Annotated in this window: 13 protein-coding genes; 4 read left to right on the forward strand and 9 right to left on the reverse strand. The window is 69.1% G+C overall.

The features are described from left to right. The first annotated feature begins 8 nt into the window (after positions 1 to 8). The gene (locus AB0C82_RS07690; RefSeq protein WP_362837427.1) at positions 9 to 884 is read left to right on the forward strand and encodes a chitosanase; all 876 of its coding nucleotides are present in this window, start codon (positions 9 to 11) and stop codon (positions 882 to 884) included. A gap of 74 nt (positions 885 to 958) precedes the next feature. On the opposite strand, the gene AB0C82_RS07695 is transcribed toward AB0C82_RS07690, so the two are convergent. The 8 genes from AB0C82_RS07695 to AB0C82_RS07730 form a co-directional block, all read right to left on the reverse strand. Continuing rightward, positions 959 to 2,404 (reverse strand): nucleobase:cation symporter-2 family protein, encoded by a 1,446-nt coding sequence (locus AB0C82_RS07695; RefSeq protein ID WP_362837429.1) that lies wholly within the window; start codon positions 2,402 to 2,404, stop codon positions 959 to 961. A gap of 267 nt (positions 2,405 to 2,671) precedes the next feature. Beyond that, entirely contained in the window at positions 2,672 to 4,060 is a 1,389-nt protein-coding gene (locus AB0C82_RS07700; RefSeq protein ID WP_362837431.1) for an 8-oxoguanine deaminase, read from the reverse strand. 45 nt (positions 4,061 to 4,105) lie between these two features. Then, positions 4,106 to 5,497, reverse strand: coding sequence for a nucleobase:cation symporter-2 family protein (locus tag AB0C82_RS07705; protein ID WP_362837433.1), 1,392 nt, complete (start codon positions 5,495 to 5,497; stop codon positions 4,106 to 4,108). A gap of 67 nt (positions 5,498 to 5,564) precedes the next feature. Further along, complete coding sequence (pucL, locus tag AB0C82_RS07710) at positions 5,565 to 6,488, reverse strand: factor-independent urate hydroxylase (RefSeq protein WP_362837435.1); 924 nt, start codon at positions 6,486 to 6,488, stop codon at positions 5,565 to 5,567. Positions 6,489 to 6,494: 6 nt separating this feature from the next. Further along, complete coding sequence (uraH, locus tag AB0C82_RS07715) at positions 6,495 to 6,902, reverse strand: hydroxyisourate hydrolase (RefSeq protein ID WP_362837437.1); 408 nt, start codon at positions 6,900 to 6,902, stop codon at positions 6,495 to 6,497. Further along, positions 6,902 to 7,414, reverse strand: a complete 513-nt coding sequence (gene uraD / locus AB0C82_RS07720; protein ID WP_362837439.1) for a 2-oxo-4-hydroxy-4-carboxy-5-ureidoimidazoline decarboxylase — start codon at positions 7,412 to 7,414, stop codon at positions 6,902 to 6,904. Before uraD ends, uraH begins: the two co-directional genes overlap by 1 nt. Positions 7,415 to 7,568: 154 nt before the next feature. Further along, positions 7,569 to 7,946, reverse strand: coding sequence for a helix-turn-helix domain-containing protein (locus AB0C82_RS07725; protein ID WP_362837441.1), 378 nt, complete (start codon positions 7,944 to 7,946; stop codon positions 7,569 to 7,571). Beyond that, a complete protein-coding gene (locus AB0C82_RS07730) occupies positions 7,943 to 8,194 on the reverse strand; it encodes a hypothetical protein (RefSeq protein ID WP_362837443.1) in 252 nt (83 codons plus the stop codon). The genes AB0C82_RS07725 and AB0C82_RS07730 overlap by 4 nt, the downstream gene beginning before the upstream one ends. 216 nt (positions 8,195 to 8,410) lie before the next feature. On the opposite strand from AB0C82_RS07730, the gene AB0C82_RS07735 reads away from it, so the two are divergent. The 3 genes from AB0C82_RS07735 (at position 8,411) to AB0C82_RS07745 (ending at position 11,844) form a co-directional block, all read left to right on the forward strand. Continuing rightward, positions 8,411 to 9,250, forward strand: a complete 840-nt coding sequence (locus tag AB0C82_RS07735) for a TIM barrel protein (protein WP_362837445.1) — start codon at positions 8,411 to 8,413, stop codon at positions 9,248 to 9,250. Between the two features lie 47 nt (positions 9,251 to 9,297). After that, positions 9,298 to 10,191, forward strand: a complete 894-nt coding sequence (locus AB0C82_RS07740) for a 2-hydroxy-3-oxopropionate reductase (protein ID WP_362837447.1) — start codon at positions 9,298 to 9,300, stop codon at positions 10,189 to 10,191. Positions 10,192 to 10,386: 195 nt separating this feature from the next. Continuing rightward, positions 10,387 to 11,844 (forward strand): catalase, encoded by a 1,458-nt coding sequence (locus AB0C82_RS07745; protein ID WP_362837449.1) that lies wholly within the window; start codon positions 10,387 to 10,389, stop codon positions 11,842 to 11,844. A gap of 361 nt (positions 11,845 to 12,205) precedes the next feature. Here the strand turns inward: AB0C82_RS07745 and gcl are convergent, their stop codons facing one another. Further along, positions 12,206 to 13,990, reverse strand: coding sequence for a glyoxylate carboligase (gcl, locus tag AB0C82_RS07750; RefSeq protein WP_362837451.1), 1,785 nt, complete (start codon positions 13,988 to 13,990; stop codon positions 12,206 to 12,208). Between the last annotated feature and the right edge of the window lie 154 nt (positions 13,991 to 14,144).

A 14,144-nucleotide genomic window follows, 5' to 3' on the forward strand; every position in this document is an offset into this window, starting at 1 on the left:
GAGGACTGGTGCACAACCCCCATAACGGCACCGCGCGTCGCACCACCCGACTCACCCGCCCGGTAGGCTTCGCCGCCCTGGCACTCGGACTCGCCCTCACGGCGACTCCCATGACCGCCCACGCCGACGAGACCCCCACCACGTCGGCCGCACACCAGCAGGAGGCCGCCGTACCCGGGCTCGACGATCCGGCGAAGAAGGACATCGCGATGCGGCTGGTGTCCAGTGCGGAGAACTCCTCGCTGGACTGGAAGGCGCAGTACAAGTACATCGAGGACATCGGTGACGGCCGCGGCTACACCGCCGGCATCATCGGATTCTGCTCCGGCACCGGCGACATGCTGGACCTCGTCGAGCTGTACACGGAGCGCGAACCAGGCAACCCGCTCGCGGGATATCTGCCCGCCCTGCGCGCGGTGGACGGCACCGACTCCCACGAAGGGCTCGACCCCGGCTTCACCGGGGCCTGGGCGGAAGCCGCGTCCGACCCCGCCTTCGAGCAGGCGCAGAACGACGAGCGCGACCGGGTGTACTTCGACCCGGCCGTCAAGGCGGGCAAGGGCGACGGGATCGGCACACTCGGGCAGTTCGCCTATTACGACGCCCTCGTCATGCACGGCGAAGGCGGCGACAGCGCGAGCTTCGGTTCCATCCGCGAGAGGGCGCTCTCCAGGGCGACGCCGCCGTCCCGGGGCGGCGATGAGGTGACGTACCTCCACGCCTTCCTGGACGCCCGGGTATGGGCGATGCGGCAGGAGGAGGCCCACTCGGACACCAGCCGGGTGGACACGGCCCAGCGGGTCTTCCTCGACGAGGGCAACCTGAACCTGGACCCGCCGCTCGACTGGAAGGTGTACGGCGACAGCTTCCACATCGACCGGTGAACGGCCGGTAACGCCTGTGGCGCGTACGGCCGTTGCCGTACGCGCCACAGCGCGGTGCCGGTGGTGCGGGTCCGTCAGTGGACAGCCACCGGGGCCGCGCCCTTCGAGGCGGGCTCCGAACCGGGGGTGAGCTCCGGGTTGGTGTCCGCGTCCGCGCCCGGCCTGCGGCCGATGTGGTTGAAGGCCAGGTTCAGCAGGATCGCCACCACGCAGCCGGTGGAGATGCCCGAGTCCAGGACGACGAGCAGGTCCTCCGGGAAGGCGTGGTAGAACTCCGGGGCGGCGATGGGGATCAGGCCGATCCCGACGGCCGCCGCGACGATCAGCGCGTTCTCGCCCTTCTCCAGTGCGGCGGTGGCCAGGGTCTGGATACCGCTCGCGGCGACCGAGCCGAACAGCACGATGCCGGCGCCGCCGAGTACCGGCAGCGGCACGACGGCGACGACGGACGCGGCGACCGGGACGAGCCCGAGCACGATCAGGATGCCTCCGCCCGCGGCGACGACGAACCGGCTGCGGACCTTCGTCATCGCGACGAGCCCGATGTTCTGTGCGAAGGCGCTGCACATGAAGCCGTTGAACAGCGGGCTGATGGCACTGCCGAGAGTGTCGGCGCGCAGTCCGCCCTCGATGGTCCGCTCGTCCGCCGGACGGTCGACGATCCGGCCGAGGGCGAGCATGTCGGCGGTGGACTCCGTCATGCACACCAGCATCACGATGCACATCGAGATGATCGCGGCGATCTCGAACTGGGGCGCGCCGAAGTGGAACGGCGTGGGGAATCCGACGACTCCGGCGTCCTGGACGGGGCTGAAGTCGGTGATGCCGACCGGGATCGCGATCAGTGTGCCGATGACCAGGCCGAGCAGGATCGCGATCTGCTGGAGGAAGCCGCGCAGCAGTTTGCGCAGGGCCAGCACGATCGCCAGGGTGGCGGCGGCCATCGTGATGTTGGTCATCGAACCGTAGTCGTCGGCGGTGGAGTTGCCGCCCTGTGACCAGTTGAAGGCGACCGGCAGGAGCGAGACACCGATCAGAGTGATCACGGTGCCCGTGACCACGGGCGGGAAGAACCGGACCAGCTTGCAGAAGTACGGGGCGAGTACGAACCCGAGGAGGCTCGCCACGATGATCGCGCCGAAGATGACGGCGATCCCGTCGTGACCCCGGTCCTTGCCGATGGCCACCATGGGGGTGACACCGGCGAACGAGACCCCGTTGACGAACGGCAGCCGGGCGCCGATGCGCCAGAAGCCGAGGGTCTGGAGCAGGGTGGCTATGCCCGCGGTGAAGAGGCTCGCCCCCATCAGGAAGGCGGTTTCCTTGGCGCTGAGGCCCACGGCGGGGCCCACGATCATCGGCGGGGCGACCACGCCGGCGTACATGGCGGCCACGTGCTGGAGACCGCTGGTGAACATCTTCAGGGGCGGCAGGGTTTCGTCGACCGGGTGTTTCCGGTCGGATCCCGCGAGGGCGGCTGGGTCCTGTGCTGCATTGCGAAACCTGGGCTTGGCGGCCACGGCGGTTCCTCCGGTCGGGTACACGTCGTCGTCGACGTGGGTGTCAGGGAGGTGGTGCGGAGTGGTGCGTTGGTGCAGGCGTTTCGTTACGGGTGCTTCGTCATGCGGGTGGGGATGCCCGGGCAGCGTTCATCACCGGTGCGGAGGGCGCGCACGTGTGGTGTGCGCCCTCCGCACCGGCTGCCGTGGACCCCGCTCGGGTCCACGGCGGCCGGACGAGGGCCGTCCCCCTCGGCCGGCCGGTTCAGGGGGTGTTGCCGCGGGGCCTCAGGCTCCGGCGGCGATCTGCGCGAGGCGGCGGGCCTCGTCGCGGGTGTCACGGGCGATGGCGTCCTCGTCCACCGTGATCAGGTGATTGCCCTCGACGACCGGCTTGCCGTCGACGAGGGAGAGCGTGACCGGGGCCGCGGCCCCGAAGACGAGTGCGGTGACCGGGTCGGCGATGGAGGCGTGGGCGAGGGTGTCCAGCTTCCACAGGACGAGGTCGGCGAGCTTGCCGGCCTCCAGGGAGCCGATCTGGTCGGCGCGGCCGAGGACCTGGGCGCCCCCGTACGTACCGAGCCGCAGGGCCTGGCGTGCGTTGAGGGCCTTCTCGCGGTGGGCACCGAGGCGGTTGATGAGGAGGGCGTTGCGCAGTTCGGTGTGGAGTTCACCGGACTCGTTGGAGGCCGTGCCGTCGACTCCGAGACCGACGGGAATGCCCGCGGCGAGCATGTCGGGTACCCGGGCGATGCCCGCGGCGAGGCGGGCGTTGGAGGACGGGCAGTGCGCGACGCCCGTTCCCGTACGGGCGAAGGCGGCGATGTCGGAGTCGTTCATGTGGACGCAGTGCGCCATCCACACGTCCTCGCCGAGCCAGCCGTTCGCCTCGAAGTAGTCGGTGGGGCCCATCCCGAACAGTTCCTTGCAGAACTGCTCCTCCTCGACCGTCTCCGAGCCGTGGGTGTGCAGCCTCACACCCCGGCGCCGCGCCAACTCGGCTCCCTGCTTCAGGAGTTCGGTCGAGATGGAGAACGGGGAGCACGGCGCGACGGCGATCTGCGTCATCGAGCCGAACGAGGCGTCGTGGTGGGCGTCGATGGCCGCCTCGGTGCCCGCGAGTGCGCCTTCGAGCGTCTCCACGGCGAAGTCCGGCGGCAGCCCGCCGTCCTTCGCACTGCGGTCCATGGAGCCACGGGCAAGGGTGAACCGCACGCCCATGTCGCGTGCCGCCCCGACGATCGCGCCGGTGAGGTCGCCGGAGCCCTTCGGGTAGACGTAGTGGTGGTCCATCGCCGTGGTGACACCGCCGCGCGCCATCATGGCGAGCGAGCCCTGCGCCGCGGCGCGGACCATCGGCTCGTCGATGCGCGCCCAGGTCGGGTAGAGGGCGACCAGCCAGTCGAAGAGGTTGTGGTCGGTCGCGATGCCCCTGGTGATCCACTGGTAGAAGTGGTGATGGGTGTTGACGAGGCCGGGTGTGACGAGATGTCCGGTGCCGTCGATGCGGCGTACGACGTCGGCGAGGCCCTCCGGTGCCTTGCCCGCGCCGACGGACTCGATGCGGTTGCCCGCCACGACGACGTGTCCCGAGGCGTACTCGGTGTCGTGGGCGTCGACGGTCGCGATCGAACAGTTCTCGATGACGATGCGCTGAGGGTCTGCCGAAGCTGCCATGGTGCTTCCTTCTTCTCTCGTCGGCGATGTGGGCACGGCAGGACCCTAGGAGGATTTGAGTGCCACAGCGGGGCGGCTGTGGGTGCCGAGATGGTGGAAGAACAGGTTGAGCAGGACCGCGGTGAGCGCTCCCGCACTGATTCCGGAGCCGAGCACCGTCTGTGCCCAGGCTGGAAATCCCGCGTAGAAGGCGGGCGCGGCGAGCGGGATGATTCCCGCGCCGAGCGCCACCGCGACGAGGATGATGTTGGAGCTGTCGTCGAGGCCGGCCTCGGAGAGCGTGCGGATGCCGCTCACAGCGATGGAGCCGAACAGGACGATGCCGGCGCCGCCGAGTACGGGCATCGGGACGAGCGAGACGACGGCGCCGAGCACCGGGAACGCGCCGAGGACGAGCAGGGCGCCGCCCGCCGCAGCGACCACGTAACGGCTGCGTACCTTCGTCAGCGAGACCACGCCCACGTTCTGGGCGAAGGCGCTCGTCGGGAAGCCGCCGAACACCGGGCCGAGCAGAGTGGCGATGCCGTCCGTGCGCAGGCCGCGGGTGAGGGTAGGGCCGTCGGCGGGCCGCTCGCAGATCTCACCGAGCGCCAGCATTCCGGCGGAGGACTCCGTCATCAGGACCAGCATGACGATGCAGAGGGAGAGGATCGCGGCGGGCTGGAACTCGGGGGCGCCGAAGGCGAAGGGGGTGGGCAGGGCCGCGATGGGTGCGGACCTCAGCGCGGAGAGGTCGGCGAGCCCGAACGGGATCGCGGCCAGCGTGCCGATGAACATGCCCATGAGCAGGGCCACTTGCCTGACGAAGCCGCGCCCGAAACGCTGGATGAGCAGGATGACGGCAAGCGTGAAGGCGGCCAGGGCGAGGTACTTCATGGCACCGAAGTCGGCGGCGTTCGTGTCGCCGCCCTGTGCCCAGGCGACCGGGACGGGCATCAGGGTGACGCCGATGAGGGTGATGACGACGCCTGTGACGAGCGGCGGGAAGAACCGCAGCAGCCGTCCGAAGAAGGGGCCGAGGGCCAGGCAGAGGACTCCGGCGACGAGTACCGCTCCGTAGATCTGCGGGAGTTGGTGACCGGGGGCGCTGGTCTCGGCGATGGCGAGCATCGGGGCGATGCCCGCGGAGGAGGCGGCGTTGACGAACGGCAGACGGTTGCCCGCGAAGCGGCCGGCGCCGAGCGTCTGCAGGAGGGTGGCGAGTCCGGCGATCAGCAGGCTCGCCGCGATCAGGCGGGTCATACCGGCCGTGTCGAGGCCGACTGCCTGGCCGATGATCAGCGGAGGGGTGACGACGCCCGCGTACATGGCGGCGATGTGCTGGAGTGCGGCGGGGAGGAGCCGCGAGGCGGGAAGCTTTTCGTCGACCGGATGCACGGAGCTCTCCGGCGGTGCGGAACACGGGCCTTCTGCCGGCCCCGTTGCGGGCTGTGCCATGGGATGTCCCTCCGGGGTGACCGGCCCGCGCCCGCTGTGGACAGGCGGGGGCCGGATCACTACCGCGTCAGAGGTTGGTCATGTCGACGGGGATCTTCGGCTCGGCGCCGTCCCGCAGCACGGTCGCCTCGATGAGGCCGTACGGGCGGTCCGCCGCGAAGTAGACCTCATTGTCGTTCTTGAGGCCGAACGGCTCCAGATCCACCAGGAAGTGGTGGTTGTTCGGCAGCGAGAAGCGCATCTCGTCGACCTCGCTGCGGCTGTTGATGACCCGCGAACCCATCTGGTAGAGGGTCTGCTGGAGCGAGAGGGAGTACGTCTCGGCGAAGGCCTGGAGCATGTGCTTCTTCACCTGCTCGTACGACTTCTCCCAGTTGGGCATCCGCTGGTCGTCGCTCGTCCAGTTGTAACGCCAGGCGGCCGACACGTCGGTGCACAGGACGCGGTCGTACGCCTCCTTGAGCGTCGTGTACTTGTCCTTGACGTAGCCCCAGAACTCCGAGTTGGTGGAGTTCATGACGGTGAGGTCCTTGAGACCGGAGATGATCTCCCAGTTCTCGCCGTCGAAGGTGATCTGGGTGGTGCGCAGCTCCTGTCCCTTGCGGGCGAAGGAGTGGTTGACCTCGTCGGCGCCGATGAACCTCGAGTTGCCGTCGGAGGTCGCGATGCGCTCCCAGGCGTACTCCTGGATCCGGATGCGCGCGACCTTGATCGGCTCCTGCGAGGTCACGAAGTGCCGGGCGAGGTGGATGCCGAACTGCTCGGCCGACTCGATGCCGTACTCCTTGGCGAACGCGTACACCGTGTTCTTGGTGGTGTCCGTCGGCAGGACGTTGGCGTTGGAGCCGGAGTAGTGGACGTCGTCCATGTCGCCGGAGAGGGCGACGGAGACGTTCAGGTCCTTGATGTGGTGGGTGTCGCCGTCCCGCGTGATCCTGACGACGCGGTTCTCTGCTTTGCCGTACTGGTTCTGGCCGAGAATCGTGGGCATTGTCTGCTAGCTCCCTCGGTAAACGGAGTAGCCGAACGGGTTGAGCAGCAGCGGTACGTGGTAGTGCTCGCCCGGGTCGACGGCGAAGGTGATCGCCACTTCCGGGAAGAACGCACCGCTGTCCCTTACGCGGGGGGCGTCCTGCTGCGCCTCGGCTTGCTGGTTGTTCGCACTGTCGTTCCTGGCGAAGTACGCCTCGACCTCGAAGTCGAGCCGTACGTGGGTCGTGCCCTCCGGCAGCGCCGGCAGGTCCTTGCAGCGCCCGTCCGCGTCGGTGGCGGACCCGCCCAGTGCCGTCCACCCCGCGTCGCGGCCGCTGCGGGCCTCCAGCGAAATGGCGACACCCGCGGCGGGGCGTCCGATGCTGGTGTCCAGGATGTGCGTGGACACCGAAGCGGTGGTGGCGGTGCTCATCAGTCCTTGTCCTCTTCCACGAGACGGGTCAGCCGGATGCGGTTGATCTTGCCCAGTTCGGTGCGCACGTGTCCGCGCTCCTGCTCGGGCGAGTTCTCGATCCGGGTCTTCACCGCGTCGCGCATCTGCTCACCGGTGGCTCCGGTGGCGCAGATCAGGAAGACATGTCCGAACCGCTCCTGGTAGGCCAGGTTCAGTGCGAGCATCTCGTCCTTGAGTGCCTCCGAGGCGCCGGCCATGCCCCGCTGTTCTCGGGAGGAGGTCGGGTCCCCGGGCTTCGGGCGGCCGATCGGTGGATGACCGGCCATGGCTTCGGCCAGGTCCTCCGCCGAGAGCTCGGCCATGGCGGCGTCGCTCGCGGAGAGGAGGGCTTCCACCGTGGCGTACGGGCGCCGGGAGAGGATGACGCTTCCCCAGACCGCACTGGCACACACCTCGTGCAGCACGGCGATGGCCTCGCTGCCCGCCAGGGTGTTGAACCGGGCGAGGCCCGGCGTCGAGCTCGAAGTCACGGGAGCCTCCGTGGCTGTTTTTCGCTGTGCGTTGTTCGGGCTGCGGATAGCTAACGCCCTCCACAACACCACGTCAACACTTTGTTGAAATCTCGCGAACGGAGAAAGCCGCCGTCCCGGCATGCGGACGGCGGCTTCCCCAGGCTTCGATCAACTACTCACCCTTGGCGGCATTTTCCCGGTTCAGGTAGTTGTAGACCGTGAAGCGGCTGACGCCCAGGGCGCCGGCCACCGTCTCCACGCCATGCCGTACGGAAAAGGCACCGCGTGCCTCCAGGGTCCGCACGACGGACTGCTTCGTCTTGCGGTCCAGGTCGCAGAGCGGCATCCCGTGCCGCCGCTCCATCGCGGCCAGGATGTGATCCAGCGAGTCGGAGAGCTGCGGAAGCCGCACGGCTATGACGTCCTCGCCCTCCCAGGCGAGCACCACATCGTCGTCGGCCGCCTGCTCGGGAGCCAGCAGCTCCGCACCCATCGCGTCGACGAGCGGCTTCACGGCGCTGACCAGGGGGTGGTCCGCAGGTTCGGTCACGGCGCGTCCTCCCCGATCACGTTGACCTGGAGGGACACCCGGGTGGCGCCGGACGCCAGGGCCTTGCGCAGCAGGGAGTCGACCGCCGCGAGCACCCGGTCCGCGCCCCCCTCCGCCGTATTGCCGAAGGGGCCGACATCCACGGCCTCCAGCTCGGCCGCCTCGATGACCTCACGGGCCACCACCGCGTGGGCGGGCGCCTCGTCCAGGTCGAAGGGCTCGGTGGTGAATTCCACCCTCAAGCGCACTGTGCCTCCCTCATGTCCTCGTCGCGGCGGTCTGCTCCGCGGCTCGGCGACGACCTTAGCCGCCGGGGCCGAAAACGCGCGGCGGCGCCGGCCGCGGGCAGCGCCCAGGACCGGCCCGGATTTCGGGCACCCCCTTGACAGCCTCGCCAACCGTTGGGCAATCTTCCGTTAAGCAGAAACTAACTTCCGCAATACGGAAGGAGCGCCGAACCCATCATGGGCTACCCGGACCAGCGCTTCAATGTGAACCTTTCGATCCTCTTCACGGAACTCCCGCTCCTTGAGCGTCCCGCGGCAGCCGCCGCGGCGGGCTTCACGGCGGTCGAGCTGTGGTGGCCCTGGATCGAGACCCCGACCCCCGAGCAGGCCGAGCTCGACGCCCTGAAGAGGGCGCTCGACGAGGCCGGCACCCAGCTGGTGGGACTGAACTTCTACGCGGGGCAGCTGCCCGGCCCGGACCGCGGAGCGCTCTCCGTGCCCGGTACGGAGTCGGACCGCTTCCGCGCCAACATCGAGGTGGTCGCCGGCTTCGCCGCATCGGTCGGCTGCAAGGCGCTCAACGCGCTCTACGGCAACCGCGTCGACGGCGTGGAGCCGGCCGCACAGGACGAACTCGCCCTGGAGAACCTGGTCCTGGCCGCCCGTGCGGCGGACCGGATCGGGGCGGTACTCCTGATCGAGACGCTGAACAAGCCGGAGTCGCCGCGCTATCCGCTGGTGAGCGCCCCGGCCGGCGTCGAGGTCGTCGACAAGGTCAACGCGGCGACGGGGCTGGGGAACGCGAAGTTCCTCCTCGACCTGTACCACCTGTCCATGAACGGCGAGGACCTCAGCCAGGTGATCAAGGCGTACGCCGCGAACACCGGCCACGTCCAGATCGCCGACAACCCGGGGCGCGGCGCACCGGGCACCGGCTCACTCCCGCTGGAGCGGCTCCTCGACGAGCTGACCGAAGCCGGTTACGACGGCTGGGTCGGCCTGGAGTACAAGCCGGGCGACCGGCCGAGCGCCGAGGCGTTCTCATGGCTCCCGGCAGAGGCCCGGGCGGCCCGCTGAGGGGCGCCGGCTCCCCTCGTAATCCCGCTTTTCAGGAAGGCACCCTCATGAGCAACAACCTCCCCAAGGTCGCGTGGATCGGGCTCGGCATCATGGGCTCCCCCATGTCCGAGAACCTGGTGAAGGCCGGTTACGACGTCACCGGTTACACCCTGGAACAGGACAAGGTCGACCGGCTGGTCGCGGCGGGCGGCAAGGGGGCCGCCTCGGTCGCCGAGGCGGTCAGGGACGCCGATGTCGTCATCACCATGGTGCCCGCGTCCCCGCACGTCGAGGCCATCGCCTACGGCGCCGAGGGCATCCTGGAGAACGCCAGGTCCGGCGCCCTGCTGATCGACATGTCCTCGATCACCCCGCAGACCTCCGTGGACCTCGCGAACGCGGCGAAGGACAAGGGGATCCGCGTCCTGGACGCCCCCGTGTCCGGCGGCGAGGCCGGTGCGATCGAGGCCGTACTGTCGATCATGGTCGGTGGCGAGCGGGCCGACTTCGACGCCGCGCAGCCGATCCTCCAGGCCCTCGGCAGGACCATCGTGCTCTGCGGTCCGCACGGTTCGGGCCAGACGGTGAAGGCCGCCAACCAGCTGATCGTCGCGGTGAACATCCAGGCGTGCGCCGAGGCCGTGGTCTTCCTGGAGAAGTCCGGCGTCGACCTCGCCGCCGCGCTCGACGTACTCAACGGCGGACTGGCCGGCTCCACCGTACTGACCCGCAAGAAGGACAACTTCCTCAAGCGCGACTTCGCTCCGGGCTTCCGGATCGACCTGCACCACAAGGACATGGGCATCGTCACGGACGCCGCCCGCAACGTCGGTGCCGCGCTGCCCGTCGGCGCCGTCGTGGCCCAGCTGGTCGCGTCCCTGCGCGCGCAGGGTGACGGCGGCCTGGACCACTCTGCCCTGCTCCGCGCCGTCGAGCGCCTCTCCGGCGCGCAGGTCTGACGCACCCCGGCCCCGGAGACGGGGCCCTCTGAACTCCGGGTCGCGGTGGCGCTGACACCTGTCCTGTCGCGCCCAGGCGTCACCGCGATCCGGAACCACCTACTTCGATTTCAACAAACTGTTGACGTGCCGTTCACGGCGAACCTACGCTCCTCAAGCCGTCAGCAGCTCCAGCATGGAAGGTCATCCCGCCACATGGCTAAGCGTGTCCTCACGACCGAGTCAGGCGCCCCGGTCGCCGACAACCAGAACTCCGCCACCGCCGGCGTCGGCGGGCCGATCCTCCTGCAGGACCAGCACCTCCTGGAGAAGCTCGCCCGCTTCAACCGTGAGCGCATCCCGGAGCGCGTGGTCCACGCCCGCGGTTCCGGTGCGTACGGCTACTTCGAGGTGACGGACGACGTCACCGGCTTCACCCGCGCCGACTTCCTCTCCGAAGTGGGCCGTCGCACCGAGACGTTCATCCGGTTCTCGACGGTCGCCGACTCGCTGGGCGGCGCCGACGCCGTACGCGACCCGCGCGGTTTCGCCCTCAAGTTCTACACGGACGAGGGCAACTACGACCTGGTCGGCAACAACACCCCGGTGTTCTTCATCAAGGACCCGATCAAGTTCCCCGACTTCATCCACTCACAGAAGCGCGACCCGTTCACGGGCAGGCAGGAGCCCGACAACGTCTGGGACTTCTGGGCGCACTCCCCCGAGGCCACGCACCAGGTGACCTGGCTGATGGGCGACCGCGGCATCCCCGCCTCGTACCGTCACATGAACGGCTACGGCTCGCACACCTACCGGTGGACGAACGCGCAGGGCGAGGCGTTCTTCGTCAAGTACCACTTCAAGACGAACCAGGGTGTCCGTTCGCTCTCCGCCGAGCAGGCCGCGGAGCTCGTGGGCAAGGACGCCAACTCGCACCAGACGGACCTGCTCCAGGCCATCGAGCGCGGGGTGAACCCGTCCTGGACCCTGTACGTGCAGGTCATGCCGGCGGCGGAGGCGGCGGACTACCGCTTCAACCCGTTCGACCTCACCAAGGTGTGGCCGCACGGCGACTACCCGCTCCAGCGCGTGGGACGGCTGGTCCTGGACCGCAACCCGGACAACGTGTTCGCCGAGGTCGAGCAGGCGGCGTTCTCCCCGAACAACTTCGTGCCCGGCATCGGCCCTTCGCCGGACAAGATGCTCCAGGGCCGGCTGTTCGCCTACGCCGACGCCCACCGGTACCGCCTGGGCGTCAACCACACCCAGCTGCCGGTCAACGCCCCCAGGTCCGCGCCTGCGGACAACTACGGGCGGGACGGGCTGATGGCCACCCGCAACGGCTCGCGCCACGACAAGAACTACGAGCCCAACTCGTACGCGGGCCCCGCGCAGACCGACGCGGAGCTCACGGCCCCGTTCGCCGTCCACGGCTGGACGGGCACGCACGAGGCGCCCGCGCACACCAAGGACGACGACTTCTTCCAGGCGGGTGAGCTGTTCCGGCTCATGTCCGAGGACGAGAAGGGCCGTCTGGTCGCCAACATCGCGGGAGGCCTGTCCCAGGTCACGCGCGACGACGTGATCGAGAAGAACCTCGCCCACTTCCACGCAGCCGACACCGACTACGGCAAGCGCGTGGAGGAGGCAGTCCGCGCCCTGCGCGAGGACTGACCTCCACCCCATGAGCCCTGCCCGTGCCCGTGTACCCGGATGAGGGGTTGTACGCGGCGCGGGCAGGACGAGGCCGCGGCGGCTGTGCGATGCCAGTGCGGTGGTGAAGGTTCCGGAGCGCGTGCGCTGACCTGAAGCGGACGTCCCGCGCCGGGCCGATCGCCGCTGCCGCGGCCCCTGTTCGCCCATGACGAGGGCGCGGAGTACGGATACGGTCCCGTACTCCGCGCCCTTTCTCCGCGTCCGAGCCTGTACAGGACACGCCTTCCAGCCTGTCCGGCTCTTGAGCGCACACTGAGGGCACAGCAGCGGCCCCCTCCCCAGGAAGTCCGGGGAGGGGGCCGTTCGCATCGGCGCCGGGTCAGGACACCGTCAGCGCGCGGATCGCCGTAGGCGCGTGGCCCGGCTCCGTCGCCACGTCCTCGAACTCGTTGACCGACGCGATGTCCGTACCGCTCATCGCGATGTTCGTGACCCGCTCCAGGATCGCCTCGACCACCACCGGCACCCGGAACTCCGCGGCCAGCTTCTTCGCCTCCTCGAACGCGGGCAGCAGCTGGTCCGGCTCAGTGACCCGGATCGCCTTGCAGCCCAGGCCCTCGACGACCTTGACGTGGTCCACGCCGTAGACGCCCAGCTCGGGGGAGTTGACGTTCTCGAACTCCAGGTTGACCTGGAAGTCGATGTCGAAGTTGCGCTGCGCCTGCCGGATGAGCCCCAGGTAGGAGTTGTTCACCAGGACGTGGACGTACGGGATGTTGTGCTGCGCACCGACCGCCAGCTCCTCCATCATGAACTGGAAGTCGTAGTCGCCCGACAGCGCGACGACCTGGCCCTCCGGGTCAGCTGTGGCCACGCCCAGCGCTGCCGGGAGCGTCCAGCCGAGCGGGCCGGCCTGGCCGCAGTTGATCCAGTGGCGGGGCCTGAACACGTGCAGCATCTGCGCGCCCGCGATCTGCGAGAGCCCGATCGTCGTGACGTAACGGGTCTCCGGCCCGAACGCCCGGTTCATCTCCTCGTACACGCGCTGCGGCTTGAGCGGCACGTTGTCGAAGTGCGTACGGCGCTGGAGCGTGGCCTTGCGCTCCTGCGTGGACGCGGCCCATTCCGAGCGGTCCTTCAGCGTGCCGGCCGCCTTCAGCTCGCGCGCCACCTCGACGAAGAGTTCGAGGGCGGCCTTCGCGTCGGACGCGATGCCGAGGTCCGGGGCGAAGATCTTGCCCAGCTGGGTGGGCTCGACGTCGACGTGGACGAACGTCCGGCCCTTCGTGTAGACGTCCAGCTTGCCCGTGTGCCGGTTGGCCCAGCGGTTGCCGATGCCGAGGACGAAGTCGGACTCCAGGAAGTTCGCGTTGCCGTACCGGTGCGAGGTCTGGAGGCCGACCATGCCCGCGTTGAGCTCGTGGTCGTCGGCGATGATGCCCCAGCCCATCAGCGTGGGGACGACCGGGACGCCGGTCAGCTCCGCGAACTCCACGAGGAGTTCGCAGGCGTCGGCGTTGATGATGCCGCCGCCCGCGACGAGCAGCGGGCGCTCGGACGCGTTGAGCATCTCGATCGCGCGCTCGATCTGCTTGCGGGAGGCCGCGGGCTTGTTGACCGGCAGCGGCTCGTACAGCTCGGGGTCGAACTCGATCTCCGTGAGCTGCACGTCGATCGGCAGGTCGATGAGGACGGGACCCGGACGGCCGGAGCGCATCAGCTGGAACGCCTGCTGGAAGACGCCGGGGACCTGCGCGGCCTCCAGGACGGTCGTCGCCGCCTTCGTGACCGGCTTGGCGATCGACGCGATGTCGACGGCCTGGAAGTCCTCCTTGTGCAGCACCGCGGTCGGGGCCTGGCCGGTGATGCACAGGATCGGGATGGAGTCGGCGATGGCGGAGTACAGCCCGGTGATCATGTCGGTGCCCGCGGGCCCCGACGTACCGATGCAGACGCCGATGTTCCCCGCGGCGGCGCGGGTGTATCCCTCGGCCATGTGGGATGCGCCCTCGACGTGCCGGGCGAGGGTGTGGTGCACCCCGCCGGATGCCTTGAGGGCGGCGTAGAACGGGTTGATCGCCGCACCCGGCACGCCGAACGCGTTCGTGACGCCTTCGCGCTTGAGGATCTCAACTGCCGCTCGGGCAGCGGTCATACGACTCATTGAGTGCTCCTGCTCGGACTTGGTGGAGTCGGGCTCTTCGCGCCACCTGAGAGCACCAATTCCGTATTACGGAAATTTAGTTCTGCTATACGGAATCAATCTAAAGTGCGTCCGGATCGCAGTCAAGGGAGGCAAGTGCGCGAAGTCGCCCCCG

It is taken from the genome of Streptomyces sp. NPDC048560 (assembly GCF_040650955.1).
GTDB lineage: Bacteria > Actinomycetota > Actinomycetes > Streptomycetales > Streptomycetaceae > Streptomyces.